Source organism: Novosphingobium sp. BL-S-19 (genome assembly GCF_055521675.1).
Window position 1 is genome coordinate 1,149,453 of the sequence record NZ_CM145498.1, and the last position, 25,903, is coordinate 1,175,355.

Sequence of the window (25,903 nt, forward strand, 5' to 3'; positions counted from 1 at the left end):
AACGGGATAGGCGCGTTCAGACCACGCCGGTTTCGTGTTCGCCCACTCTGGCTGGATCGATCGTGCCGCCGGTGGCCAGCCTGAACAGGCCCTTCAAGCCGATGTCCATGGTCCAGACTTCCGCATCATCCACCTCGAAACGCAGCATGACCACGTTGGGGTCGTGTCTGCCGCCAGGAAACCAGCTTTCTACCGCGTTGTTCCAATGCTTCTCGCGCGCAGCGGGGTCGGTTTCGGGGACCAGCGTGCCGGCCACACAGGCGAAAACTTCGTGGCCCAGCGTAACGACCTGGGCCATGGCGCGGCCGCCTTTGCCGATGCGGTTGTCTCGCCGGCAAACGAACCAGACCGCGTGATGGGCTTCCTTGTCGAGCAGGGCCGTCATCGGTTCAGCATGTCCGGGGGAATTTTCCAGCCGGATCATGGCTACTGGGCTGATTGCAAAAGCTTTCCAGAACGTCTCGCGCACATTGTGGTCCATGACGGTCTCCTCTCGGTCATAGATCAAACGCCGCGAAGACTAGGGGCGTTCCCGGATTACAGGGGGCCGGGAAGAAAAGGTCATGGTAATTCCCCGCGCGTCAAACGTGGAAAGCCGGCGTAGACTTCTGTTTGTCAGGCGGCAGGCCTTTTTTATTCGCGTGCGTCGCCGGGCAGTTCGGTAACCGCGGCTTCCAGTTCGCGTGGCTTGCGGGTTGCGAACTGCTTGGCCATGTGGCGTTCCTCCTCAGCCGAAAGGGCCTTTGCGGCGGTGGGGAACATGTCTTCCTCCTCCTCGTCGATGTGGTGGAGGTAGCGGTGGCGCATCTCCTTGAACTTCACCAGCCAGCCGGGCGAACTCATTTCGGTTTGAACCAGTTCGCCCAGGAAATCGTCGATTTCCTTGTGTTCGGAAACCGAATGGCGTGCATCGTCGCGAAGATCCGGCTTGGCCAGCATCGTGGCGTAGAGAGTCTCTTCCTCGGCCGCCGCATGGGCCTGAAGTTCGCGGCGTAGCGCCTCGAACTGGGCGCGGCGTTCGGGACTGTCGCCATGGGTTTCACCCAATTGCTCCAGCATCTGGCGCTGGCGGTCGTGATCCTGCTTCAGAACCTTGAAGATGCGGGCATCGGCCATGTGTCTCTATCCTTCGGATGCTGCGTATGGCGGTGAAACGGGCGGGCACGCCGCAAGGTTTCCGGATCGGAGACAACCACGGGGCGACTGGTGCGTTTGCAGGCAAACGACAAGAAAGCACGATCACGCCGATGCCGCGCCTCAGCTTTGCCGATCCCGACACGCCCGGAATTACGCGCAGTCGCACGCGAGCGGGGAAATGGGCCTATTTTGGCCCCGACGGCGCGCGGATCACCGACCGGGACGAAATCGACCGCCTGAACCGCATCGCGCTGCCGCCCGCCTATGTCGATTGCTGGTTCTCGCCTCTGGCCGAAGTGCATCTGCTGGCGACCGGATTCGATGCGCGCGGGCGAAAGCAGTATCGTTACCACCCCGATTGGCGCGCGGACCGCGATGCGCGCAAGTTCGATCGCTGCGCACCGTTCGGGCGCGCCTTGCCGGCGCTGCGGGAACGCGTCGCCCGCGATCTGGCGGGGCATGGCCTGTGCCGCGAACGCGCCGTAGCCTCGATCGTGGCATTGCTGGATGCCGAGGCGATCCGCATCGGCAACGAATGCTATGCCGCGACCAACAAGAGTTTCGGCGCGACCACGCTTCGCACGCGCCATGCCACGCTTCAGGGCCGCAAGCTGCGCCTGCGGTTTCGTGGCAAGCATGGCAAGCTGCGTGAAGTGGTCAGTGCCGATCGTGCGCTGGTGTCCTGCGTGCGGCGTATGCAGGACCTGCCGGGCCAGCACTTGTTCCAGTACCTTGATGACGAAGGCTGCGCGATCCCGGTCGGATCGCAGGATGTGAACGCCTACTTGCACGAAACGATGGGGGAGGAATTCTCCGCCAAGGATTTCCGCACTTTCGCGGCCAGCGCGATCGCTTTTGCCCGCCTGTGGGAGCAGCCGGGATCGAATCTGAAAACGGTGCTGGAAGAAGTGGCCGATCGGCTTGGCAACACCCCCGCGATTGCGCGCAAGTCTTACGTCCACCCGGCCTTGATCGCCTTCGTGCGCAAGGACGATCCTGTGCCCGAACTGCCCGCAAGGCTACCCCGGCGGACCCAATGGCTGACGCGTGAGGAGCGGGGCCTGATCGCTTTCCTGGAGGGCGCTCCACCGGCCGCCAGTTGGGGATAGGCGGGCCTCCCGAAGCTGGATGCGAACCGGCGGACTATCGTTCCGCCAGCTGCGCCAGTGCGGCCTTGATGTCGCGCAGGCCGTAAGGTTTGGTCACGATCGGCACATCGGCAAAGGTTTCCGCCAGCGCCGATCGTTCGCCATAGCCGCTGGCGAAGATGAAGGGTGTTTTCCTGTCGCGCAGCGCATGGGCAACGTCCTCGCTGGTGTGCTTGCCCAGATTGACGTCAAGCATCGCGAAGGAAATCTCTCCTGTCGCCACGAGGGCCAGCGCATCGGCCACGGTGCCAGCAATCCGGCAATCATCGAAGCCCAGTTCGCGCAGCGCGTCTTCCGCTTCCATGGCGATAATTACATTATCCTCCACCACCAGCGCGGCGCCGTTGTGCACGGCGGCATCGAACTTGGCGGCATGTACGGTTTCGACACGCGGGCGGCCGGTGGCCTGCGTCGGTTTTTCGAACGCGGCAATATGTTCGGCAGGTAGCAGGAACCTTGCGCAGAGACCTGATTCCGGGAACTCCACCGTCGCCGATCCTGACAATTCGTGCGGGATCGTGCGTTCGATGATCGTCGATCCGAAACCGCGTCGGGTGGGCGGCGCCACCTCAGGGCCATCCGTTTCGCGCCAGTCTATTTCCAGTGCGCCGTCGTCATCCCGGCGAAGTTTGACCATCACGGTTCCGCGCGGCACGGACAGTGCGCCATATTTTACCGAGTTGGTCGTCAGTTCATGGAACACCAGGGCCAGCGTGGTGAATGCCCCGGGCGCGATCAGTGCGTCAGGGCCTTCGATCACTATTCTATCCATGCTGCTGCCGCTGTCGGGGCCGGCATAGGCGGCGGCCTCGGTCCGGATCAGTTCATAGAGCGAGGATGGCGTCCAGTCCTTCAGCGTAACCTGATCGTGGGCGCGAGCCAGCGCATGGATGCGGCTGCCGACGATATCGGCAAATTCGTCGATGGAGTGCGCCCCTTCGCGGCTTTGCGTCACCAGCCCGCGAATAAGATTGAGGATGTTGCGCACCCGGTGGTTCAGCTCGGCGATCAGCATGTCCTGCTGGCGATTGGCTCTCTCGCGTTCTGCATGGGCGGCATCGGCCAGCCGCAGGACCACCTCCAGCAGGGTGACGCGCAGCGATTCCGCGGCTTGGATCTCGTCCGCGCTCCACGCTCGGCACTGGCCGCGGCGCTCTTCCTTCCAGATCTCGAAACTTTTGCGGGGCGTGAGGCGCGGGCCATTGGGGCCGAGTTCCATCGCCTTTTCCGGATTTCCCGCCCAGTTGACCTCGCGCAGCTGTTCCCGCCGGAACAGCACGATGTAGTCCCTTGGCGTACGGCTGACGGGCAGGGCCAACAGGCCGGCCGCCTTGTCCGCCCATTCGTCGGCTGGTTCGAACAGGCGGGCAATCGTGTCGGTAGACCAGATCGTGCTGGCGCCTGCGGTGTTGAGAAACCTTGCAAGTTCCCGAAACTGCGCTTCATCCGGCGTGGCCCCGCGGGAAACGAAACGCCCGTCCACCCAGCCGATGACGCCGTCGAAGGGGATGACGCGGCCGATCGCCTCTCCGAAATCTTCGAACGCCTCAAGCAGCGATCCGCCGCCGGCGACGCGCGCCATGATCTCGTCATGCAAACGCACCGAAGCGGATCGGCGGGCCAGCGTGAAATCGGTTTCCTTCTGCTCCAGCAGATAGGCGAAGAACTCGCCGAACAGTTCGCTGGCCGTGCGTGCGGAATAGGAGAGGGTAAGCGGCGCATAATGATGGCATGCCATCAGGCCCCACAACTTGCCCCGGCGCATGATCGAAACCGACATGGAGGCCTTCACCCCCATGTTGCGCAAGTATTCGATATGGATCGGCGAAACCGCGCGGAGGCCGGACATCGAAAGATCCAGCGGATCGCCGCTGGGGCCCGTAGCCGGGTAGATCGGCACGGTAGGATCGTCGATATCCGAAATGATGCGCAGCAAGTTGCGCGAATAGAGGCGGCGTGCCTGTGCCGGAATGTCAGAGGCGGGGAAATGCAGGCCCTGGAAACTGTCCACCATGCCGTTCAGGCTTTCGGCGATCACCTCGCCCGCGCCATCGGCATCGAATCGGTAGATCATGACCCGGTCGAACCCGGTCAACGCACGCAAGTGCCGCGCGGCGCTGGCGCAGAGCTTTTCCAGCGATGGCGCTTCGCGCAGGCGCTCTATCATCGGCCGTACATAGCTGACGAAATCGCGCCGGCGGCCTGCCTCGCGCGGTTCGATCTCCAGCACATAGGATCGGCCGGAAACGTGGAGCGCCAGGTCGAACAGCCGTCCATCGCCGACAAGGTCCACCTCGAACACGCGCTCGACGCCGGCACCGCCGCCCAGCACCTGCACGCGGGAGCGGACGTCATGCATGGCGCTGGGCGAAAGGAACTGGACGGCAGGCATCCCGATCATCGCATGCGGGTCCTGCCCGAACAGGTCGGCGCAGTTGAGCGAGACGTGGTTGACGATCCAGTCGCTGGAAAACGAGACGAGCCAGCCAAAGCTCTGGATTCTGCCGATCACGTGGATCGGTTCCAGCGCGCAGGTGTCCAGACTGACCGTGTTGCCGGACATTTCGCCGCCGTCAGCCATCAAGGTGCGTTCTGTCATCCCGCCCGGCATCGGTGAGCCCAGGCATCGTGAAACTGGCGTGTCCGGTCATCTTGTCCTCGGTTCGCATCGGCTACTCGCTCTGGGGCGGAAGGCTCTGATTCACAATAATATATATCGGAGCGCTTCGGCCATTCCAGACACCGCCCCTCCAGCGCCTGTCAACTCTCCCCACGACCCTGTGTTCCCGATTAACACGTGTTCGGCAATCGGCCCACACATTGGCCGCACATCGAAACCGCGCCTGGTTCGGACCACCTGCCGCGGCGAAATACGGTCTTAGCAATCCGAAGTGGAACCGTCTGTTCACATGTGCACGGAACCGGAGCGGTTTTGTGGGGTTGTCTGGCTCGTGAGGGGCCGGCGGCTGGCAAAAGTAGCCAGAAGCGCGGTCCGGTGAACAGATTTCGGGATTTCACGAATGGATGTGCAGATCGTTCAGGAAGACAGCGATCTACTCCGGGCGCTTCGTCCGGGGGACCGGGGGCTGCTGGACCCCCACCTCGTCGACGTCAGGATGGCGGCTGGAGAAGTGATCTACCGGCCGGGTGATCAGGTGGAATATTGCTACCTCCCGCGCGGGGCCGCGGTCTGTTCCTACTTCATCGAACTGGACAACGGGATCGAGGTGGAAACCATTCTCGTCGGCCGCGAAGGGGCGCTTGGCGGGGTGGTGAGCATGGGCCACCTTCCGGCCTATGCCCGTTCCGGTGTGCTCCATGCCGGGCGGTTCTGGCGCATTCCCACGCGCCAGCTGGAAGAGATCAAGGACCGATCGCCCGCCGTGGCCAACCTATTCGCGCGCTATGCCGATTGCGTGATGGCTCAGGTGTTCCAGTCGATCGCCTGCAATGCGGTGCACACCATCGAACAGCGCGCCGCGCGCTGGCTGGGTGCCGCCGTGGACCGCATCGGGTGCGATGATGTGACGATGACGCAGGAGCAGCTTGCATCGATGATGGGCATCGGCCGCAGTTACGCCAGCCGCGTACTGCAGCGTTTCAAGCGCGACGGCCTGTTGCGCACGCGGCGCGGCGGCATCACCGTGCTCGATCGCGGCGGGCTGGCGAGCAAGGCCTGTTCGTGCAATGCGCAAGTGCGCAATCATTTCGACCGCGTGCTGGCGGGGGTATACCCGCGCGAAGCGGGATAGCCCGTAAACTCGCAGCCGGCGGCATCGACCGTGGCTTTACCGGCCGATCGGGTATAAGGGCGCGCGGATGATCCGCCTTTCCGACCTTGCTCTGCCGCTAGACCACGCCCCGGCCGCCCTTGAGGCTGCCGTCTGCGAACGCCTTGGTATCGCGCCCGACCAGATCGAACGCCTGACCGTGGTGCGCCGCGGGAACGACGCGCGCCGCAAGACCGCGATCAAGCTGGTCTACACCCTCGATCTGGACGTGAAGGACGAAGCCGAACTGCTGGCGCGTTTTCATGACGACCAGCACGTGCGCCCCACGCCCGACACCAGCTACAAGTTCGTCACCCATGCGCCGGAGGGCTGGTCCGGCCAGCGCCCGGTGGTGATCGGCACTGGGCCCTGCGGGCTGCTGGCCGCGCTGATTCTGGCGCAGATGGGCTTCAGGCCGATCATCGTCGAGCGCGGCAAGGCCGTGCGCGAACGCACCAAGGATACCTGGGGCCTGTGGCGTCGTTCCGTGCTCGATCCGGAAAGCAATGTGCAATACGGCGAAGGCGGCGCGGGCACGTTTTCCGACGGCAAGCTCTACAGCCGCATCAAGGACTCGCGTCATTTGGGGCGCAAGGTTCTGACCGAATTCGTGAAGGCCGGCGCGCCGGACGATATCCTGACCGAAGCGCACCCGCACATCGGCACGTTCCGCCTTGTTACCATGGTGATGTCCATGCGCGAAACGATCGAGCGGCTTGGCGGCGAATACCGCTTCAGCACCCGCGTCGACGATTTCGAGGTGGAGGAAGATGCCGAGGGCAACCGCCGCCTTATCGGCCTGCACTTGTCCACCGGCGAGTTCCTGCCCGCCAGCCACGTGATCATGGCAGTCGGCCACTCTGCCCGCGATACCTTTCAGGTGCTGCATGATCGCGGCGTCTTCATGGAGGCCAAGCCCTTCGCCATCGGCGTGCGCATCGAACATCCGCAAAGCTGGATCGACACGGCGCGGTACGGTCCCAATGCGGGCAACAAGATTCTGGGCGCGGCGGCCTATTCGATCGCGCACAAGGCTTCGAACGGGCGCACCGTCTACAGCTTCTGCATGTGCCCAGGCGGGCGCGTGGTGGCGGCGGCCAGCGAGGAGGGCCGCGTCGTCACCAACGGCATGAGCCAGTATTCGCGCGCCGAATTCAACGCCAACTCCGGCCTTGTCGTCGATATCAATCCGGAAGAGGACTACCCCGGCGATCCGCTGGCGGGCGTGGCATTCCAGCGCAAGTTCGAGGAACTGGCCTTCAAGGCCGGCGGATCGAACTACAAGGCGCCGGGGCAGAAGCTGGGCGATTTCCTGGCGGACCGTCCCTCGACCGAGTTCGGCGAAGTGATCCCCAGCTATCAGCCGGGCGTGCACCTGACCGAACTGAAGCAGTGCCTGCCGGACTTCGTGGTGGACGCGATTCGAGAGGCTCTGCCGGTATTCGGCCGACAGGTGCCGGGTTACGACCATCCGGATGTGGTGATGACCGGGGTGGAAACGCGCACATCCTCGCCCGTGCGCATCACGCGCGGCAAGGATTTCCAGAGCCTCAATACGCGCGGGCTTTATCCGGCGGGTGAGGGCGCGGGCTATGCCGGCGGCATTCTCTCGGCCGCGGTCGACGGTATTCGCGTGGCAGAGGCGCTGGCCTTGGAACTGGCTCCGGTCCAATCGTGAGCGACGCCTACGATGCCATCGTGCTCGGCGCGGGTGCCGCCGGGCTGTTCTGCGCCGCCACCGCCGGGCAGCGCGGCAAGCGAGTGCTGCTGCTCGACCATGCCGATCAACCGGGCAAGAAGATCCTGATCTCCGGCGGCGGGCGCTGCAACTTCACGAATATCCACACCGCGCCGGACCGCTATCTTTCCAGCAACCCGCACTTCGCGAAGTCGGCGCTGAGCCGCTACACGGCTGCGGATTTTCTGGAAATGGTCGAGGTCTATGGCATCGCCTGGCATGAAAAGACCTTGGGGCAATTGTTCTGCGACGGATCGGCCAAGCAGATTGTCGCCATGCTGCTGGAGGAATGCGCCAAGGGCGGCGTCGAGCTGAACTGCGGCGATGCGCTGGGCGAGATCGACCATGCCGACGGCCAGTACCGTGTCGCTTTCGGCAACCGTGTGGCCACCGCGCCGGCGCTGGTGATCGCCACCGGCGGGCCTTCGATTCCCAAGATGGGCGCCACCGGCTTTGCCTATGACCTTGCACGCAAGTTCGGCCTGAAGGTCGTGCAGCCGCGCCCGGCGCTGGTGCCGCTGACGCTTTCGGGGGACGAGGCGTTGTTCCGCGAGCTTTCCGGCGTCTCCACCGAAGTGATCGTAAGATGCGGCAAGGCGGCGTTCCGCGAGGCGGCGCTGTTCACCCATCGCGGCCTTTCCGGCCCGGCGATCCTGCAGATTTCCAGCTATTGGCAGCGCGGCCAGACGGTGACGACGCAGTTCCTTCCCGATCGGGCCGAGGGCTGGCTAAAGGATGCCAAGCGCGAACGCCCGCGCGCCACTTTGCGCAAGGTGCTGGGCGAAGGCCTGCCGGAACGTCTTGTGGACGTGCTTGGCGAACGCTTGGGGCTCAATGGCGAACTTGGCGCGATGTCGGACAAGGCGCTGGCCGCTGCCGAGGCGAAGCTGGCCCGCTGGCCATTCGTGCCCGATGGCTCCGAAGGCTTTGCCAAGGCGGAAGTGACGGCGGGCGGCATCGATACCGGCGGACTCTCGTCCAAGTCCATGGAGGCGCGCAAGGTGCCGGGGCTCTATGCCATCGGCGAAGCGGTGGACGTTACCGGCTGGCTAGGCGGCTATAACTTCCAGTGGGCCTGGGCCAGCGCCCGCGCGGCGGGGCTGGCGATCTAGCCCCACCTAATTCTACCCGACGTAGAGCTGCGGGAATTCGGCCTTGAAGCGAGCCAGCCGGGGCTTGTCCCAGCGCTGGATATAACCGTTGTTCGGGTTCCTGCGCATGAAGTCCTGATGGTAGGCTTCGGCGGGGAAGAACGCGCCGGTCTCGATCTTCGTCGCGATCGGCTTGGCGAAGGCATGGGCCTTGTTCAGCTGGGCGATATAGGCGCCTGCCAGCTGCTTCTGCGCGGCATTCTGCGGAAAGATCGCCGAGCGGTAGCTGGGCCCGCGATCCGGATACTGGCCGTCCACTTGCGTGGGATCGTGTGCGGCCCCGAAGTAGACCTGCAGGATCTGGCCGTAAGAGACCTTGGCGGGATCGTAGACGATCCGCACCGCTTCGGCGTGGCCGGTGGTCTCGCTGGATACGGCCTCGTAATTGGCATTCGTGCGCGTGCCGCCCGCATAGCCCGAGGTTACCGAGGCAACGCCGCGCACATGCTCGAACACGCCTTCCATGCCCCAGAAACATCCACCCGCGAGAATGGCGACTTGCTGGCCGGACGGCCGCACCGTTTCCGCAGGGGGCGGGGGCAGGGCGGCAGCGTTCGCGGGCTCTCCACGCGGGCCGGTCAGGGCTAGGGTCACTGCGGCAAGGCCGGCGGTTGCCAGCATGGCAAAGGAAACAGGGCGGATGGGCATCGCGGACACTCCCGTATCGCTCGTGAAAGGGAATTCGCGCCGCTCCGCTCTATGGTTACAACGCCGTTCAAAGCGTCATCAGGATCTCGCGGCGGTTGCTGCCCTGCCAGTCTAGCGTCTGCTCCAGCAGGGCGATGGTGACGGCGCAACGATCGGCATCGCTGCCTTTGCCTTGCATAGCGGCCAACACATCCTTTTGGCTCAGCTTTGTGGCCTTGATCACTTTGCCGATGAGTTCGCCGGGGACCATCGCGCTGTGATCGCCCATGCCCTTGGGTTGGCCCAGCGCATTCTGCTGTGCAAGGCGGAGGGCGAAATCCCGCTCCCGCGCGCGATCGTCGGGCGAGAGTGGCAGGGGGCCGTCGAACCAGCCGGAATTGCCCAATTGCTGGCAGGCCCCGACGCTGTGGCTGCGCCCGGCGCGAAGCTGGGCGAGGCGCAGTTGCATGGCGGTTTCGAACAGACCGCCCGAAAGCTCGCGCCCGTTGAGGTAGCTGCGCATGCGGACGATCGCCACGGCCTTGTCGATCAATGCCCCCTGATCCTCGCCCGCGCGTACGCCGCGGGAGACATTGGCGTTGATCGTCCGGGCCAGATCGGGCTGCACCTTCCACAGCCAGTCGGCATCGTGGCCTTCGCCGAAGGCCTCCTTCGCGGCCCCGTTCATCACCTGTGAGACTTCTCCCGAGGGGGCGGCTTCGTAGGAGTTTGCAGAGGACGGCTGCGGCGGTGGCGGGGAGGATGAATTGGCAATCGTGACGATAATGGCGAAAGCGATGATGCCCAGCAGCACCAGCAACCCGGTCAGAACCGGATTGCCGCCTTCCCACGATGCCACGCGCTCGGCGGCGAAGTGCGATTCCAATTCCGGGAAATGCTTGCGGACACCGCGCAGCAGGGCGTCGACGTCGCTCTGCGCCGGCCCACCCACGAATCGTAGCGGACCGGCCTTGCCGGGCTTCGCCAGTTCGTTCCATGCCTTGTGGAACCGGTGATCGGGCTGCAGCGCGTTCTGCTGGAAACGATAGCCGCGCAGGCGCGCGCCCAGGAACTGCACGGCCGGACGGGCATCGTGGGCGCTCCATTCGCGTTCCCAGCCAAAGGCACGGCTAGCGTCTTCCAGCAGCGGGGCGGAGCGGGGCCAGCCGCGGGCAAGGATTTCCGCCAGCCAATCCTCGATCTGCTGCTGGCGGGAGACATGCGATTGCGCCACTTCGTCCAGGATCGTGCGCAAGGCCCGTGTCGCCTGCCGGGTTTCCGCCTCGGTCAGCGGATCGCCGGCATTGTCGCGTTCGGGATCGAGCAGGATCGTCAGGCGCTCGGCCGGGGTTTCTCCGGGCCGCAGGCCCAACGCATCGTCGCCGACAAGGCTGCCCGACAGCAACGGCGCGGTGAAGGGGTCGATGGTGGTGAGCGGAATACCGGCGCCGCTGACGCCGCCCTGGCCTGCCTCACGCGCGGCGGCGGCGGCCCAGGCCATGCGTTCGAGCATGGTGGATGCATCCGGCTCGCCCGGGCGGGTTGCCAGCGGGCGGGCGGCGGGATCCTCGAAATCCTGCCATTCGCCCGGCAGTTCCGGCGCGGCGAAGGTCCAGCGCGGGGGTGCGGCAGGTGTCGCGGCCGGCGTTTCGGGTTCGAAGGTTTCGGGCTCCGCAGCGTCCGGGGCGGCGACGGCCTCTGCCGCGCCATCCGGATCGCTTTCCTCCATCGTTCGCGCCAGTCGCAAGGCAAGGTCTCGCGCCTGACGCAGCCGGGCAAAGCCGGCAACGTCGCGGTCGACATTCATTGCCTTGAGCTGTTCCGCATAGGCCTTGCGGATCGCGGAGGTCTCGGCCGTGGGCTCGATGCCCAGCAGCGACCAGGGATGACGGCTCATAGCGGGCTTACGCTTTCGACATCGTTCAGCCTTGCCGAAAGCATTGCGCGGGCATCGGCGATGCGGCGCGGGTCCTGACTGTCCAGCGCGCCGACGAAGTGCGTGATCCAGTGGCCGATCATCTGGCGCAATTCGCCAATGTGGTCTTCGTAGCACCGCTCCGCCCGGGCCATCAGCGCGACATTGCCCGCATCCTCACGCGGGTGGTGCTTCAGCTGGGCAAGCGCAGCACGGCGCTGCTCGATCTGCTTGCGGTCGGGTCGATCCTCCTCGTCCACGATCACCAGATTGCGGCTTGCACCGCTTTCGGGAACGTGGACGTCGATCTCCAGCAGACCCGAACTGTCGTACGAAAAGCGGACCTCTACCGAGATCTCGCCCGCGGCGCGCGGCGGGACGGGCACGGTCATGTCGCCCAGCTTCACGTTCCCGCGCACTTCGCGGGCCTCGCCCTGATAGATGCCGAATTCCAGCTTCTTCTGGTTGTCCGCCAGAGTGGAATAGGTGTTTACGCGGCTGACCGGCACCGGCGTGTTACGGTCGATGATCGGGGAAAACAGCCCGCGCTGAAGCCCGCCGTAGCCGTCCCGCTCGGCCACTTCGATGCCTAGCGTAAAGGGGCAGACGTCGGTGATGCGGATCTCTTCCAGTGCGGCATCGCGGCCCGCGAGCCCGGCCTGAATCGCCGCGCCCAGCGCCACGGCGTGATCGGGATGGACGGTGGAATTGGGAAAACGGCCGAACAGGCGCGTGATCGCCCGGCGGACGACCGGCATCCGCGTGGCGCCGCCCACCAGCACCACGTCCGAAAGTTCGGCGGCATCGATCGCGCAGTCGCGCAGCGCGCGCACTACCGGTTCGCGCAGGCGGCGCAGCAGGGTGTCGCACGCGGTCTCGAACTCGGCATCGGTCACCGTGGCGGCCAGGCGCGTTTCCTCAACCACCACCGCGAATTCGGCTTCCGAAGCGTTGGACAGCGCGCGGCGGCAGCTTTCGGCGGCGCGCTTCAGCAAGGCGTCGCGCCGTTCGGCGGGCAGGGCGGCCAGTAGGTTCTCGGGATCGATACGCGGCGCCATCAGCGCGGCCAGCACATCGTCGAAATCATCCCCGCCAAGCCGGTTGTCGCCGGCGGAGGCGCGCACTTCCACGATGCCCTCGAACATTTCGACGATCGAAACGTCGAACGTGCCGCCGCCAAGGTCGAAAACAAGAAACGCCTCACGGTCGCCCTGATCCTGCAGCCCGAAAGCCAGCGCGGCGGCGGTCGGCTCGTTGATCAGGCGGCGCACGGTCAGGCCCGCCAGCTCGCCCGCGCGGCGCGTGGCTTTGCGCTGGCGGTCGTTGAAATAGGCGGGGACGGTGATGACGGCCTCGGTCGGCGTCTCGCCGGTCAGGGCCTCCACATCCTTTACCAGTGCCTGCAGCACCAGTGCCGAAAGGTCTTCGGCCTTGTATTCCTTGCCGCCCAGTTTGGTGGTCGCTGCGGTGCCCATGCGGCGCTTGAAGCTGGTGGCGGTGTCCTGCGGATGCGTAGCCAGCCGGTCCAGCGCGGGGCGCCCGATCCACACTTGCCCGTCGCGAGCGATGCTGACGGCCGACGGGGTCAGCAGTTCGCCCAGAGCATTGGGGACGAGTTCGGCCGCGCCATCCCGCCAGATGGCCACTGCACTGTTGGTCGTCCCGAGATCGATGCCGATCAGCATAGCGCCCCGCCGCCAAGGTCCCGAGTCACGCTGGCCCTTCCCTAAAACTCTTCGTCCGACTGCAGCCACCCGATTGCTGCCAGGCAGTCGCATCCGATCGGCTGAATCCGGCGATACCGTCCGCCGGTTCGCCCTCGGCGCCCGTGCTTAGCGGCAAGCACGGGCGATCGAAAGGGCGAAGTGCGTGTTTATGGATGTATGGGCGGCGGCGTTCGCTTGCATCCGCGGACGGGGATCAAGTGCGCGTGCTGCCCCTGCGGATCAGCTGCGGCGCCATGACCAGACTGCTGGTGCCTTCTCCTTCGATCCGCGCGCGTAACCGTTCGACCATGGCCTTGGCCCCTGCGGCGATTTCCTGCCGGATCGTGGTGAGCGGCGGCATGGTCTGCGCGGCCAGCGGCAGATCGTCGAAGCCGACGATCTGCACCTGATCGGGCACGCGGCGGCCGATTTCGTGCAGCGTGCGCAGGGCGGACATGGCGATCAGATCGGTGGCGGCAACGATGCCGTCCACGCCCATGTCCATTTCCGAAAGGACGCTGCGGATGCCGGGGCCCATGTCCTCTCCGGCAAGGCCGGCGGAAAGGTGCGAAAGCGGAACGCGCGCGGCCTGCGCCTCGTCTGCCGCCCCGCGAAAGCGCATGGCGATTTCCAGTCCGGACGTATCGCCCAGGAATACCAGCCGGCGCGCGCCGGCGTCGATCAGGTGGCGGGCCGCCAAGCGGCCGCCAGCCTCGTTATCGGTACCCACAGCGCAATGCGTCTGGCCGGGGCGGCAATGGCCCCACACCACCATCGGGCGATAGGTGGCCGCAACCTGCTCGATCACGTCGAACTGGTTGGACTGGCCGATGACGATCACGCCGTCGACCATGCCCGATCCGGTCATGCGTTCCAGCCAGTCGCCCGTCCCATCGGGAATGGCGCGGCTGAGCATCAGGTCGTAGCCGCTCTCGGTCAGCTCGTCCGCCAGGTGCCCCAGCAGCGTGAGGAAGAACGGATCGGAAATGTGCTGGCGCTTTTCATGCCCCAGGGGGATCACCACGCCAACGACGCCGGTGCGGCGGGACCGCAGGCGGCTGGCCATCTGATTGGGACGAAAGCCGTGCTGCCGGGCAATGGCGCGAATGCGTTCGCGGGTTTCGGCATTAACCAGCGACTTGCCCGCAAGCGCACGTGAAACGGTGCCCGCGGAGACGCCGGCTATACGTGCAATATCGGCAAGCGTGCGCACTTCGCCCGTATCGGCGCCCGTATCGGCGCCGGTGTGCAGCAACGGCTTGTCCTGTTCGCGTTTGATGACCATGGCCCCCCCATTCGTCGTGCCGGCATTAACAGTATGAACAGCCGGGCGGAAGCGCCTTGTGGGCGGGGCAAGTCGGTCAGGAAACGGGGTTTTCAACCAATAGGGGATGCCTTTCGACCAACAGTGTCAACAGGGCGCCAACCAGCAGAAGAAGCCCGGCCAGAGCCAATGCGCCGCGCGGATCGCCTCCCAGCAAGGGGGTGTAGATGAGGGGCATGGTCAGGGTTTCGAGCAGCATGGGTACCACGATTAAAATATTGAAAAGTCCCATGTAGATTCCGGTCCTTTCGGGCGGTATCGCGGCGGCCAGCATGACGTAGGGATTGCCCATCATGCCGGCCCAGCCCAGGCCGATTCCCAGCATCGGCAATGCCAGCAGCCAGGGGGAGGCGATTTGCGGCGTGATCAGCGGCAGCGCGGCCATGCCGATCCCGGCGGCCGCAAGGCAGATCGCATGGGCGCGAGGCGCCCCGATCCGGCGCACCGCCGGTACCAGTGCGAGTGCCGCGAAGAAGGCCACAAGGTTGTAAAGCGCACCCAGTTGCTGCGCCGTCATGACCGCCGCCCGGAAGGCCGGGCCATGCGGATCCGAGGTGCCGTGGAGCGATCGCGCCAGCGCGAAGGCGACGTACTGCCAATAGACGAACATCGCATACCATTGGCACAGCATTGCGGGGGCAAGCCGGCGCATTGGCCGTGGCATCTCGACGATGGCCTGCGCCACCTCGCGGAGCAGCATCCTGCGGGGTGGCGGGGGTTCATCATCGGCGGGCGGAAGCTCCGGCACGCGGAGGATGGACCAGACCACGGTGGAGAGCGAGAGGATCGCGCCGATGACGAATGCCGCGCGTACCACCACGGGAATGCCGTTGGCGTCCAGCAGGTCCCGCGCGATCACCGCCGCCAGCAGGGAGGGCGCGAGGTACGATAATGTCTGCGCCAGCCCGGTAAACGCGCTTTGCGTAAGAAAACCCAGCGCGTGCTGGTCGCGCGGCAATCGGTCTGCGACATAGGCGCGGTACGGCTCCATCGTCACGTTGTTGGCCGCATCCAGCACCCAGAGCAGCCCCGCCGCCATCCACAGGGTGGGGCTGAGCGGCATGGCCAGAAGGCAGGCGGAACAGACCAGCGCGCCCGCCAGGAACCATGGACTGCGCCGACCGAGGCGGGAGCGGGTGCGATCGCTTAGCGCTCCCACCAATGGCTGCACGACCAGCCCGGTAACGGGGCCGGCCAGCCAGAGCAGCGGCATGATTGCCTCGCTGGCGCCCAGGTATGCGTAGATCGGCGCCATGTTGGCCTGCTGCAGCCCGAAGCTGAACTGCAGGCCGAAGAACCCCAGGTTCATCTCTAGAATCCGGAGGAAGGGCAACTTTGGCTTCATGGGCGCGACACCGTTTCCCCATCGTACCGGGCGATCTCCATCAACGGTTTGATCTTGCGCGTGGTTGCGATGAAATCGATTGCGCGTGGGGACGATTGGTTTTGTGGAGAGGCTGGTGCCGGTTCGCGTCTCAAGGTTCCCGAAGCAAGAAAGCGGTCATCTCCCGTTTCTGGCGCAAATTCGTCATCACGCTGCTCCGCCGACCTTAGGGATATCTGCGGTGTATGGTTCGGCGCTTGCGGCCCGCGCGTGCGGGTGGCAGGGACAAGCGCATGGCAGGCATTGCGGGTATTGAACTGGGCGGCACCAAGACCGTCGTCGTGCTGGGACATCCCGGCGCTATCGAGGCGCGGGAGGAGTTTCCCACTACCACGCCCGACGAAACGCTCTCTCGCGCGATCGCCACGGTCCGTGCATGGCAGGGTGGAGCCGGTGCGCCGGTGGCCGTCGGCGTAGCCAGCTTCGGCCCCATTCGCGTGGACCGCGCGGCTGCGGACTTTGGTGTGATGCTCGATACCCCCAAGCCCGGTTGGGCGGGGGCAGACGTTGCCGGCAGGCTGAAAGCGGAATTAGGCTGCCCGCTGGGGCTCGATACCGACGTCAATGCCGCGGCGCTGGCAGAGCACCGTTTCGGCGCGGCGAAAGACTGCCCGACGATGGCCTATATCACGGTCGGCACCGGGGTGGGCGTGGGCGTTCTGGCCAATGGCGCGCCGGTGCATGGCCTGATGCATCCGGAAGTGGGGCACGTGCGCCTGCGCCGGGCGGCCGGGGATGACTTTGCCGGGGCCTGCCCGTTCCATGGCGACTGCGTGGAGGGCCTGCTGAGCGGCCCGGCGCTTGCCACGCGATTTGGCCGGCATCCGTCCACTGTCGCGGCGGATGATCCGGTATGGGAAGCCGTTTCGCAGGATCTGGCGCAATTGCTGGCTGCCCTGCTGCTGACGCTTTCGGCGCAGCGGATCGTCGTGGGCGGGGGCGTCGCCAATCGGCAGCCGCATGTGTTGCCTGCCGCCGTGGCGCGCCTGCCCGACCTTCTGGGCGGCTATTTGCGGGACTGCACGCCGGGGACGCTGGCAAGGATCTGCGTGCCTCCCGCACTGGGAGACGATGCCGGGCCAATGGGTGCGCTCATCGTGGGCTCGGGCGCGCTCTGACCGCCAAATCGGCTGGGCTGCGCGCGCCATTTGTCGGGGTGTAAATTATGCAATTTCGCGAGGCTAATCGAATGTTGCGCGTTCGGGAAACCTCGTTACAAAGCTGCGTCACGCCCACGGGCTCGAGCCGGTCGCTCGGGGGCTAGCGATGCTTCGGTATCGTTGAAAAGGTTGCACTTTCCTCCGCGTGAAATTCCGGAGCAAGGTGGATGCCTGAATTCACGACCGGTCCTATATTGACGAGGCAGGCGCTGCGCGCCTCATCGGGCGCACGCGCCGCAAGCCTTATGGATTGCGGGAGTATGTCATGAGCGCAGACGAAGTGAAGGTCGCAGCACAAGCCCGGTCGGACGAAGGACCGGGGGGAGCGGCGCTTCAAGCAGCGATCGTCTCGCGCATCCGCGACTCGCTGTTGCCGGCAGAGGCCGATGGCGATTTCGGCTGGGTGGAAGGGGCTGCCGGGGTGCTGCTGACCGCTGCCGCGCGGCGCAAGCCCGGTACTGCCGTGATCGAAATGGCATCGACCAGCGATGAGCGTCGCTATTTGCGCATTGCCCTGATCAACGACGACATGCCGTTCCTGGTCGATTCGGTCGCCTCCGCGATTGCCGAGGCGGGCCTGGTGATCGACCGCCTTGCCCACCCGGTCATTTCGGTGGAGCGCGATGACGAGGGCAGCCTGATCGCGCTGCCCGATGTCGGCACCGAAGGCGCGATGCGCGAATCGATGATCTATATCGAGACCGAGCGCGTGGACGCTCGCCAGCGCGGTGAACTGCATCGCCGGCTTGAAGAGACTCTGAAGGACGTTCGCGCCGCCGTTGCCGACTGGCCGCAGATGGTTGCGGCGATGACGGCCGATTCCGCACAAGTCAGCGATGTGGAAGGCGCGGAATTGCTGCGCTGGTTCGCCACCGGCATGTTGACCCAGCTGGGCCACGTCACCCGCCGTCGTGACGGTACGCATTCCGACCTGCTGGGCGTCTGCCGCCGGGGCGAGCGCGATCTGCTGTCCGAAGCCAGCTATCAGCGCGCGTTCGATGCTTTCGACGCGCAGCTTGCCGCCAACGACATTCGCGCGCCGATGGTCATCAAGGCCAACCGGATGGCGACCGTTCACCGCCGCGTGCCGATGGACCTGTTCCTGGTTCCGGTGCTGGAAGACGGCAAGGTTGCCGCGCTTTCGGTCCATGCCGGCATCTGGACCAGCGCCGCGCTGGCCGCCACGCCGGACCGCGTTCCGCGCCTGCGCACGCTGCTGGCGGGCATGGGTGCCAAGCTGGGGCTGGATCCCACCGGCCACACCGGCAAGGCGCTGGCCCATGCGCTGACCAGCCTGCCGCACGACTTGGTGCTCGGTCTGGACGAAGCCGACGTGGAACGTCTGGCGACGACGATGAGCAGTCTGGTCGATCGGCCGCGCCCGCGCCTGATCGTCACCAGTTCGCCGCTGTCGCGCCACTTGTTCGCCTTCGTGTGGATCACCCGCGACACGCTTTCGACGCAGATGCGCAAGCGTATCCAGACGGTGATCGAAGACGCCGCGCAGGCGCCTACGCTGGACTGGGCGCTGACGGTCGAGGCCGGCAATCTGGTGATGATGCGCTACACGCTGGACATTCGCGACGGCGCGCAGGACCTTGACGAAACCGCGCTGGACAACCGCCTGCAAGTCATGCTGCGCGGTTGGGGAGAGGCGGTGGAAGCCGCGCTGGGCCAGACGCTGGAACCCGCACGTGCCGCCGCTATCGCCGCCCGCTATGCCGATGCCTTCCCGATGGCCTATCGCAGCGATTACGGCCCGGCCGAAGCCGCGATCGACATCGCCCACATGCGCAAGATCGTGATCGGCGAAGCGGCCGAGGCGGAGCGCTTTCAGGGCCACCGCGACGTGCGCCTCTATGCGCATGACAGCGACGGTGAGGGCCAGCTGCGCCTGAAGATCTATCAGGCGGAGGGCAGCCTGCAATTGTCCGACGCGGTGCCGGCGCTGGAAAATTTCGGCTTCCGCGTGATCTCCGAAATCCCCACGCCGCTGGAAAAGGGCCGCATCGGCACCATCCACGATTTCACGCTGGAACTGCCCGCCGGGCGTGACGCGGCGGACGTGCTCAAGCTTTCGGCGATGATCGAGGATGCGCTGGGCGGCGTGCTCAATGGGCAGGGTGAGGACGACCCGTTCAACCGCCTCGTCCCCGGCCTTGGCCTCTCCAAGCGGGAGGCGAACTGGCTGCGCGCCTGGTATCGCTATCTGCGTCAGGCCGGCAGCAATTATGGCATCGGCACCGTGGTCGATGCGCTGCAGAGCGCGCCTCGCGTGTCGCTGGGCCTGATCGACCTGTTCCGCGCGATCCACGATCCGGAGTTCAAGGGCGATCGCAACGTCGCCAAGGCGGCCGCGCAGGAAGCGATCCGCGAAGGGCTGGCCGGCGTCAGCGCGATCAACGACGACCGCCTGCTGCGCGCCTATCGCGACCTTGTCGGCGCGATGCTGCGTACCAATGCCTTCGTGCCGGCGGGCCAGCTGGCGCTTGCTTTCAAGCTGGATTCGGCGCTCGTGCCGGGCCTGCCGAAGCCGCTGCCGTGGCGCGAGATCTTCGTCTATTCGCACCGCGTGGAAGGCATCCACTTGCGCGCCGGCCCGGTCGCGCGTGGCGGCCTGCGCTGGTCCGACCGCCGCGACGACTATCGCACCGAAATCCTGGGCCTGATGAAGGCGCAGCGCGTGAAGAACGCGGTGATCGTGCCGACCGGCGCCAAGGGCGGCTTCTATCCCAAGCAGCTTCCCGATGCCGCGCTGGACCGCGCGGGCTGGGCGGCCGAGGGTCAGGCCAGCTACGAGATCTTCATCTCCACGCTGCTGTCGATCACCGACAATATTGACGACACCACCGTCATCCATCCGGAGGGCGTGGTGATCCTTGATGGCGAGGATCCCTACTTCGTCGTCGCGGCGGACAAGGGCACGGCCAAGTTCTCCGACGTGGCCAATGGCATTGCGGAATCGCACGGCTTCTGGCTGGACGATGCGTTCGCCAGCGGCGGCTCGAACGGGTACGATCACAAGGCCATGGGCATCACCGCCAAGGGCGCGTGGCTCTCGGTCCAGCGCCACTTCCTTGAGCAGGGCGTGGACGTGCAGGTCGATCCGGTGCGCGTCGTCGGCTGCGGAGACATGTCGGGCGACGTCTTCGGCAACGGCATGTTGCTGTCGAAAGTGCTGAAGATCGTTGCCGCTTTCGATCACCGCCACATCTTCCTTGACCCCAATCCCGATCCGGCGGCGAGCTGGGCAGAGCGCAAGCGCCTGTTCGACTTGTCGCATTCCAGCTGGGACGACTATGACAAGTCGCTGATCTCGCAGGGCGGCGGCGTGTTCTCGCGCAAGTCGAAGTCGATCCCGCTGACGCCCGAAGTGCGTGAGGCGCTGGGTATTTCCGCCACCGAACTCGATCCGGATTCGCTGATTTCGGCGATCCTCTGGGCCAAGGTGGACCTGCTGTGGTTCGGCGGCATCGGTACCTATGTGAAGGCGTCGAGCGAGAACAACGCGGTCGTCGGCGATCCCGCCAACGACACGCTGCGCGTCAGTGCCAACGAAGTGGGCGCGCGGGTGATCGGCGAAGGCGCGAACCTTGGCGTTACCCAGGCCGGCCGCATTGAGTTCGCCGCGCGCGGCGGGCGCATCAATGCCGACTTCATCGACAATTCGGCGGGCGTCGACTGCTCGGACAATGAGGTGAACATCAAGATCGCCCTTGCCGCCGCCAAGCGGGCCGGGGCGCTGACCGAGCCGCAGCGCGTCGAACTGCTGGCGCAGATGACCGACGAAGTCGCGCATCTGGTGCTGGAGGACAACCGCCTGCAGGCATTGGCGCTCTCCATCGCTGAACGCGGCGGTGCCTCTGCCATGCCGGCGCAAGTGCGCCTGATCGAAACGCTGGAGGAAGGCGGCAATCTGGATCGCCGCACCGAAGGCCTTGCCGACAACGAAGTGCTCGCCCGCCGTGCGCAGGACGGGCGCGGGCTGACACGGCCGGAGCTGGCGGTGCTGCTCTCCAGCGGCAAGCTGGTGCTGCAGGATGCGATCGAAAAGAGCGACCTTGCCGCCGACCAGAGCCTTCAGGCGCTGCTGCTCGCCTCGTTCCCGAAGCCGATGCAGGAGCGTTTCGCTTCCTTCATCGAAGGGCACCGCCTTGCCGGAGAGATCATCGCCACCAAGCTGGCGAACCGCATCGTCAACCGTCTGGGCATCGTCCATCCCTTCGAACTGGCCGAGGAAGAAGGCGCGGAACTGGCGCAAGTGGCGGCAGCCTTCGCGCTGGCGGTGCAACTGTTCGATCTCGATACGCTGTGGTCGCGCCTTGAAACCGCGCCGATGAGTGAGGGCGCTCGCATTGCGCTGTTCGCCAAGGTGGCGGTCGCCGTGCGCAGCCACATGGCGGACCTGCTGCGCGCCGGTGCCGGCCGTATCGCCCCGACCGAGCTGATCGCCCGGATCGGCAAGCAAGTCGCCGCGCTTTCGGTGGATACCGAGGAACTGCTGGGCGAACGCGTGGCCCAGCACTCGCATCGCCTGCGTGACGGCCTGCTGGAACTGGGCGCGCCCGAGGCGGAGGCGGTCATGGTCGCGGGTCTCTACGACCTGGACGGGGCCGTCGGCATTGCCGACCTCGCCGCTGAAACCGGGATCGACGCGCGCCGTCTGGTCGGGGCCTTCTCGCGCATCGGTGCGGGGCTGGGGCTCGACTGGGCGCAGGCCAATGCGGCGACGATGAACCCGTCGGACCCGTGGGAGCGCCTGCTGGTCGCCGGCCTTGCCCGCGATTTCCAGCAGATGCGTCTGGACTTCCTCAAGACCCTGGCGCGCACGGAAACCGGCAAGGCCGATCCCGCCGCCGCTGCCGAGGAATGGGGCCGCACCCACACGGCCGCGATCCGCACCTTCCGTGGCATGGTCCAGCGCGCGGAAAAGACCGTGCCGCTGACCCCGGCGATGCTGGCACAGATCGCCAGCCAGGCGCGGAACCTGCTAGGCCGGTAATTTGGGCCGCTAATGAATGGAGAGGGAGCCTTCGGGCTCCCTCTTTTTTCCGACCATCTCGTCATTGCGAGCGTAGCGAAGCAATCCAGAGCGGTTCAGGACTGCCTTGGATTGCTTCGCTACGCTCGCAATGACGAGGGAAACGGGCCTTACCCGACCGGCGGCGCCACGCGGCGGGCCACGGTGCGGGCGATCGTTGGGCCCAGCAGCAGGATCGCGAACATGCGCATCGTCTGCATCGTCATCACGAAGCCCATGTCTACCGGTGAGTTCGCGGCGATGATCGCGATGGAATCCATGCCGCCCGGGCTGGTTGCCAGATAGGCGGTGGCAAGGCTGACATGGGCGATCCGCGTCAGCAGCAGGGCCAGCAGGAAACAGGCCGTCATCATCGCCGCGATCGAGGCGACCACAGCGGGCAGGGCACGGCGGGCACGCTCCTCCGTCTCGCGCGTGAAGCGCATGCCGATGCCCCAGCCGACGATCATGTAGGCGGCTGCCATCAACAGAGGCGGAAACTCGAAGCCGCTGACAAGGCCGCTGGCTTGCAGGATGCAGCCCACCACCATCGGGCCAAGGATATTGGGCGCGGGCAGGCGCACCAGCCGCCCGCCAACCGCACCGACGACGGCGACCACCAAGGTCGTGGCGAGCCCATGCAAGTCGACCGCCGCGAACCAGCTCATTCCCGGCCGGATCGCATGTCCGCCACTGCCGGAACCGAGCAGCATGGCCAGCGCCGATGCGCCCACCGCCACCATCAGCACGCGCAGATAGGTCATGAAGGCGACGAGGCGATGATCCTCGCCATAGTCACGCGCCATGATGACCATCGCGGTGGCCAGCCCCGGTGCCGATCCCCAGACCGCCACCGCGCCCGGCAGCACTTTCAGCCGCGCCAGCAGGAAGCCAGCGCCATAGGCGACGAACAGCGTGGCTACTGATACGAAAACAAAGATCGGCCATTCCGCCACGAACCGGGGCAGCAGGTCCGGCCCGAACGAAGAGGCGATCAGGCAGCCGATCAGCGATTGCGATGCGTTGAACACGGCGGAAGGCGTGGACAGCGGCACGCCTCTGGTGGCGAAGATGATCGCCGCCAGCATCGGCCCCAGCAATTGCCCGGCGGGTAGCCCCAGCCACTCCAGCCCGCCCGCAAAGACCACGGAGAGTGCGAACAGCAGCAGCCAGCGCAGCGGGGCAGGGCGGGCGGCTGGGTTCAGTCCAGGCAAAGGCATTACTCCAAGGGCAGCGCGTGCGATTCCTTCACAGCCTCCAGCACGATGATCGATTTCACATCGCGCACGCCGGGGATGCGCAGCAGCGTCTTGAGCGTGATCTGCGACAGGTGATCGACGTTCCGGGCGACGACATGGACCAGATAGTCCATGTCCCCCGTCACCGCATTGCACGCAATAACATAAGGATGCTCGCGGATCGCCTGTTCGAAGCGCTGGATGATCTCATCGACATGGGCGTTGAGGTTGATCAGCACATAGGCTTCCAGTTCGAACCCCAGCTTGCGCGGGTCCAGCACCGGCACGTAGCCACGGATCACGCCTTCGTCCTCCAGCCGTTTGATCCGGCGGCTGACGGGCGTGGCGGACAGCGCGGCGCGCTCGGCGACCTGGGCGACGGGCATGCGCGCATCTTCCAGCAAGGCAGCGATGATCCTGCGGTCAAATTCGTCGATCTGCATGAATCGCCTCTCAGGCCTTATGTTTTTAGTGAAAGTCACCAATAGCACTGTAAATCGCGGGCGCAATCGCACGGAACTGACGCGCGCCCCGTGCTATTCTTCCAGCACATGAAGACGCCGTGCACCGAAACATCGACTAGCGGCCTTCGGGGAGAGTACGAAGGCGCGGCTGACGACTACACCGTCGGCCAGCATTGGCATGCCTATACCCCGGAGATGCACGACCGCTGGCGCCGGCTTTATGCGCGCCAGTCGGCATTGGTCGAAACCCACGCTTGCGCGGCCTTCCGCGAAGGGCTGAAGCGGCTGGACTGCGCGGACGGTATCCCCCGGTTCGAGGATGCCAATGCGATCCTTGGGCCGGCGACGGGTTGGACGCTGGTGGGCGTGCCCGGCTTCATTCCCGATGCGGTGTTCTTCGATCACCTCGCCCATCGCCGCTTCCCGGTGACGCGCTGGCTGCGTGAAGAGCACGAGCTGGACTATCTGGTCGAGCCCGACATCTTCCACGATTTCTTCGGCCATGTGCCTATGCTGCTGGACCCGACGATCGCCGATTTCCTGGAGCTTTACGGCAAGGCCGGAGAGCGGGCGATGGCGATGGATGCGCTGCCGATGCTGGCGCGGATCTACTGGTACACGATCGAATTCGGCCTTGTGCGTGAGGATGGTGGTCTGCGCGTATTCGGCGCGGGGATCATCTCTTCTTCGGGCGAAACGCGTTACTCGCTGGAAGATCGCGATGTGCTGCGCCTGCCGTTCGATGCCGAGCGGGTGATGCGCACCGGCTACATGATCGACTCGTTCCAGAAGACTTATTTCGTCCTCGAAAGCCTGCCGCAGCTGATCGAGGACCTTGTCGGGCTCGATTTTGGCCCGGTCTACGAAAACTGGCGCGCTGAGACGCCGATCCCCGCCGGAGCACTGCTCGCCGGCGAAGCCCCCTTCGGAGAAATGATTCCATGACCGATATCTTCGACAATCCCATCGGCCTTGACGGTTTCGAGTTCGTCGAGTTCTCTGCCCCCGAAAAGGGCGTGCTGGAACCCGTGTTCGAAGCGATGGGCTTCACGAAGATCGCCCGCCACCGTTCGAAGGACGTGGAGCTGTGGCGCCAGGGCGGCATCAACTTCATCACCAATTACGAGCCGCACAGCCCGGCGTGGTTCTTCAGCCGCGAGCATGGCCCCTCGGCTTGCGGCATGGGTTTCCGCGTGAAGGACGCCCGCGCGGCTTATGCCGAACTGCTCGCCCGCTCGGCCGAACCGGTGCAGGTGGCGACCGGCCCGATGGAACTGCACCTTCCCGGCATTCGCGGCATCGGCAATTCGATCATCTACCTGATCGACCGCTACGAGCGCGATGGCGACGGTGCGCTCACCATCTACGATATCGACTTCGAATATCTGCCGGGCGTGGACCGTCACCCGGTCGGCGCGGGCTTCGATCTGATCGATCACCTGACCCACAACGTTTACGGCGGCCGCATGGCCTATTGGGCGGATTATTACGAGAAGCTGTTCAACTTCCGCGAAATCCGCTTCTTTGACATCAAGGGCGAATATACCGGCCTGACCTCCAAGGCGCTGACCGCGCCGGACGGCAAGATCCGCATCCCGCTCAACGAAGAGGCCGAAGGCGGCAAGGGCCAGATCGATGAATTCCTGCGCGCCTTCAATGGTGAGGGCATCCAGCATATCGCGCTGATCTGCAACGATCTCGTCGCCGCGTGGGACAAGCTGCAAGCGCTCGGCGTGCCTTTCATGACCGCGCCGCCGGAAACCTATTACGAGATGCTCGATGAGCGTCTGCCCGGCCACGGCGAACCGGCCGACGAGCTGAAGATGCGCGGCATCCTGCTTGACGGTACGACCGATGGTGGCCAGCCGCGCCTGCTGCTGCAGATCTTCGCCGAAGCGCGCGTCGGCCCGGTGTTCTTCGAATTCATCCAGCGCAAGGGCGACGACGGTTTCGGGAACGGAAACTTCAAGGCGCTGTTCGAAAGCATGGAGCGCGACCAGATCCGTCGCGGCGTGCTGAAGCCTGCCCTGAGCCCTGTCGAAGGGGTGGAAGAACCAGCGGAATAATCAGGTTGGGAGAGAGGGGCGGGTCCACGCAGGCCTGCCCCCAAATCCCGGGAGA

General features: G+C 65.4%; 18 protein-coding genes. 8 read left to right on the forward strand and 10 right to left on the reverse strand.

Annotated features, from left to right (window positions below):
- Nucleotides 1–16 precede the first annotated feature (16 nt).
- Both ACZ1JV_RS13790 and ACZ1JV_RS13795 read right to left on the reverse strand, forming a co-directional pair.
- Nucleotides 17–481 (reverse strand): pyridoxamine 5'-phosphate oxidase family protein, encoded by a 465-nt coding sequence (locus ACZ1JV_RS13790; protein WP_465137681.1) that lies wholly within the window; start codon nt 479–481, stop codon nt 17–19.
- Between the two features lie 152 nt (nt 482–633).
- On the reverse strand, nt 634–1,116 hold the full coding sequence (locus tag ACZ1JV_RS13795; RefSeq protein WP_465137682.1) for a hemerythrin domain-containing protein: 483 nt from the start codon (nt 1,114–1,116) through the stop codon (nt 634–636).
- 131 nt (nt 1,117–1,247) lie between these two features.
- Between ACZ1JV_RS13795 and ACZ1JV_RS13800 the strand changes: the two genes are divergently transcribed.
- Complete coding sequence (locus tag ACZ1JV_RS13800) at nt 1,248–2,246, forward strand: DNA topoisomerase IB (RefSeq protein WP_465152571.1); 999 nt, start codon at nt 1,248–1,250, stop codon at nt 2,244–2,246.
- A 34-nt stretch (nt 2,247–2,280) separates the two neighbouring features.
- Here the strand turns inward: ACZ1JV_RS13800 and ACZ1JV_RS13805 are convergent, their stop codons facing one another.
- Nucleotides 2,281–4,884: an HWE histidine kinase domain-containing protein gene (locus ACZ1JV_RS13805; RefSeq protein WP_465151987.1), complete on the reverse strand. Its 2,604-nt coding sequence runs from the start codon at nt 4,882–4,884 to the stop codon at nt 2,281–2,283.
- Between the two features lie 421 nt (nt 4,885–5,305).
- On the opposite strand from ACZ1JV_RS13805, the gene ACZ1JV_RS13810 reads away from it, so the two are divergent.
- The 3 genes from ACZ1JV_RS13810 (at nt 5,306) to ACZ1JV_RS13820 (ending at nt 8,905) form a co-directional block, all read left to right on the forward strand.
- Nucleotides 5,306–6,037, forward strand: a complete 732-nt coding sequence (locus tag ACZ1JV_RS13810) for a Crp/Fnr family transcriptional regulator (RefSeq protein ID WP_465137684.1) — start codon at nt 5,306–5,308, stop codon at nt 6,035–6,037.
- 67 nt (nt 6,038–6,104) lie between these two features.
- Entirely contained in the window at nt 6,105–7,733 is a 1,629-nt protein-coding gene (locus ACZ1JV_RS13815) for an NAD(P)/FAD-dependent oxidoreductase (protein ID WP_465151988.1), read from the forward strand.
- Nucleotides 7,730–8,905, forward strand: coding sequence for a BaiN/RdsA family NAD(P)/FAD-dependent oxidoreductase (locus ACZ1JV_RS13820; protein ID WP_465151989.1), 1,176 nt, complete (start codon nt 7,730–7,732; stop codon nt 8,903–8,905). The genes ACZ1JV_RS13815 and ACZ1JV_RS13820 overlap by 4 nt, the downstream gene beginning before the upstream one ends.
- A gap of 12 nt (nt 8,906–8,917) precedes the next feature.
- Here the strand turns inward: ACZ1JV_RS13820 and msrA are convergent, their stop codons facing one another.
- The 5 genes from msrA to ACZ1JV_RS13845 all read right to left on the reverse strand — a co-directional run bounded on the left by msrA (nt 8,918) and on the right by ACZ1JV_RS13845 (nt 15,825).
- Nucleotides 8,918–9,592: a peptide-methionine (S)-S-oxide reductase MsrA gene (gene msrA / locus ACZ1JV_RS13825; protein ID WP_465151990.1), complete on the reverse strand. Its 675-nt coding sequence runs from the start codon at nt 9,590–9,592 to the stop codon at nt 8,918–8,920.
- Between the two features lie 67 nt (nt 9,593–9,659).
- A complete protein-coding gene (locus ACZ1JV_RS13830) occupies nt 9,660–11,468 on the reverse strand; it encodes a hypothetical protein (protein ID WP_465151991.1) in 1,809 nt (602 codons plus the stop codon).
- Nucleotides 11,465–13,171 carry an Hsp70 family protein gene (locus ACZ1JV_RS13835; protein ID WP_465151992.1) on the reverse strand — a complete coding sequence of 569 codons (1,707 nt, stop codon included), beginning with the start codon at nt 13,169–13,171 and terminating at the stop codon, nt 11,465–11,467. Before ACZ1JV_RS13835 ends, ACZ1JV_RS13830 begins: the two co-directional genes overlap by 4 nt.
- Nucleotides 13,172–13,406: 235 nt before the next feature.
- Nucleotides 13,407–14,477 carry a LacI family DNA-binding transcriptional regulator gene (locus tag ACZ1JV_RS13840; protein ID WP_465151993.1) on the reverse strand — a complete coding sequence of 357 codons (1,071 nt, stop codon included), beginning with the start codon at nt 14,475–14,477 and terminating at the stop codon, nt 13,407–13,409.
- A 76-nt stretch (nt 14,478–14,553) separates the two neighbouring features.
- Entirely contained in the window at nt 14,554–15,825 is a 1,272-nt protein-coding gene (locus ACZ1JV_RS13845; RefSeq protein ID WP_465151994.1) for an MFS transporter, read from the reverse strand.
- Between the two features lie 308 nt (nt 15,826–16,133).
- On the opposite strand from ACZ1JV_RS13845, the gene ACZ1JV_RS13850 reads away from it, so the two are divergent.
- Together ACZ1JV_RS13850 and ACZ1JV_RS13855 are read left to right on the forward strand one after the other, a co-directional pair.
- Nucleotides 16,134–17,018, forward strand: a complete 885-nt coding sequence (locus tag ACZ1JV_RS13850) for an ROK family protein (RefSeq protein WP_465151995.1) — start codon at nt 16,134–16,136, stop codon at nt 17,016–17,018.
- A gap of 307 nt (nt 17,019–17,325) precedes the next feature.
- The gene (locus ACZ1JV_RS13855; protein ID WP_465151996.1) at nt 17,326–22,062 is read left to right on the forward strand and encodes an NAD-glutamate dehydrogenase domain-containing protein; all 4,737 of its coding nucleotides are present in this window, start codon (nt 17,326–17,328) and stop codon (nt 22,060–22,062) included.
- Between the two features lie 149 nt (nt 22,063–22,211).
- On the opposite strand, the gene ACZ1JV_RS13860 is transcribed toward ACZ1JV_RS13855, so the two are convergent.
- Both ACZ1JV_RS13860 and ACZ1JV_RS13865 read right to left on the reverse strand, forming a co-directional pair.
- On the reverse strand, nt 22,212–23,294 hold the full coding sequence (locus ACZ1JV_RS13860) for an AbrB family transcriptional regulator (RefSeq protein WP_465151997.1): 1,083 nt from the start codon (nt 23,292–23,294) through the stop codon (nt 22,212–22,214).
- Nucleotides 23,295–23,299: 5 nt separating this feature from the next.
- Nucleotides 23,300–23,761, reverse strand: a complete 462-nt coding sequence (locus ACZ1JV_RS13865) for an Lrp/AsnC family transcriptional regulator (protein ID WP_465137695.1) — start codon at nt 23,759–23,761, stop codon at nt 23,300–23,302.
- A gap of 108 nt (nt 23,762–23,869) precedes the next feature.
- Here ACZ1JV_RS13865 and phhA point away from each other — a divergent pair, with 108 nt between their 5' ends.
- Entirely contained in the window at nt 23,870–24,727 is an 858-nt protein-coding gene (gene phhA, locus ACZ1JV_RS13870) for a phenylalanine 4-monooxygenase (protein WP_465137696.1), read from the forward strand.
- Nucleotides 24,724–25,848: a 4-hydroxyphenylpyruvate dioxygenase gene (gene hppD, locus ACZ1JV_RS13875; RefSeq protein WP_465151998.1), complete on the forward strand. Its 1,125-nt coding sequence runs from the start codon at nt 24,724–24,726 to the stop codon at nt 25,846–25,848. The genes phhA and hppD overlap by 4 nt, the downstream gene beginning before the upstream one ends.
- Nucleotides 25,849–25,903 lie beyond the last annotated feature (55 nt).

Bases quoted from the DNA above. Each gene is read 5' to 3' on its own strand.
- ACZ1JV_RS13790 (WP_465137681.1), bottom strand. From the start codon at position 481: ATGGACCACAATGTGCGCGAGACGTTCTGGAAAGCTTTTGCAATCAGC.
- ACZ1JV_RS13795 (WP_465137682.1), bottom strand. From the start codon at position 1,116: ATGGCCGATGCCCGCATCTTCAAGGTTCTGAAGCAGGATCACGACCGC.
- ACZ1JV_RS13800 (WP_465152571.1), top strand. From the start codon at position 1,248: ATGCCGCGCCTCAGCTTTGCCGATCCCGACACGCCCGGAATTACGCGC.
- ACZ1JV_RS13805 (WP_465151987.1), bottom strand. From the start codon at position 4,884: ATGACAGAACGCACCTTGATGGCTGACGGCGGCGAAATGTCCGGCAAC.
- ACZ1JV_RS13810 (WP_465137684.1), top strand. From the start codon at position 5,306: ATGGATGTGCAGATCGTTCAGGAAGACAGCGATCTACTCCGGGCGCTT.
- ACZ1JV_RS13815 (WP_465151988.1), top strand. From the start codon at position 6,105: ATGATCCGCCTTTCCGACCTTGCTCTGCCGCTAGACCACGCCCCGGCC.
- msrA (WP_465151990.1), bottom strand. From the start codon at position 9,592: ATGCCCATCCGCCCTGTTTCCTTTGCCATGCTGGCAACCGCCGGCCTT.
- ACZ1JV_RS13830 (WP_465151991.1), bottom strand. From the start codon at position 11,468: ATGAGCCGTCATCCCTGGTCGCTGCTGGGCATCGAGCCCACGGCCGAG.
- ACZ1JV_RS13835 (WP_465151992.1), bottom strand. From the start codon at position 13,171: ATGCTGATCGGCATCGATCTCGGGACGACCAACAGTGCAGTGGCCATC.
- ACZ1JV_RS13840 (WP_465151993.1), bottom strand. From the start codon at position 14,477: ATGGTCATCAAACGCGAACAGGACAAGCCGTTGCTGCACACCGGCGCC.
- ACZ1JV_RS13845 (WP_465151994.1), bottom strand. From the start codon at position 15,825: ATGAACCTGGGGTTCTTCGGCCTGCAGTTCAGCTTCGGGCTGCAGCAG.
- ACZ1JV_RS13850 (WP_465151995.1), top strand. From the start codon at position 16,134: ATGGCAGGCATTGCGGGTATTGAACTGGGCGGCACCAAGACCGTCGTC.
- ACZ1JV_RS13855 (WP_465151996.1), top strand. From the start codon at position 17,326: ATGAGCGCAGACGAAGTGAAGGTCGCAGCACAAGCCCGGTCGGACGAA.
- ACZ1JV_RS13865 (WP_465137695.1), bottom strand. From the start codon at position 23,761: ATGCAGATCGACGAATTTGACCGCAGGATCATCGCTGCCTTGCTGGAA.
- phhA (WP_465137696.1), top strand. From the start codon at position 23,870: ATGAAGACGCCGTGCACCGAAACATCGACTAGCGGCCTTCGGGGAGAG.
- hppD (WP_465151998.1), top strand. From the start codon at position 24,724: ATGACCGATATCTTCGACAATCCCATCGGCCTTGACGGTTTCGAGTTC.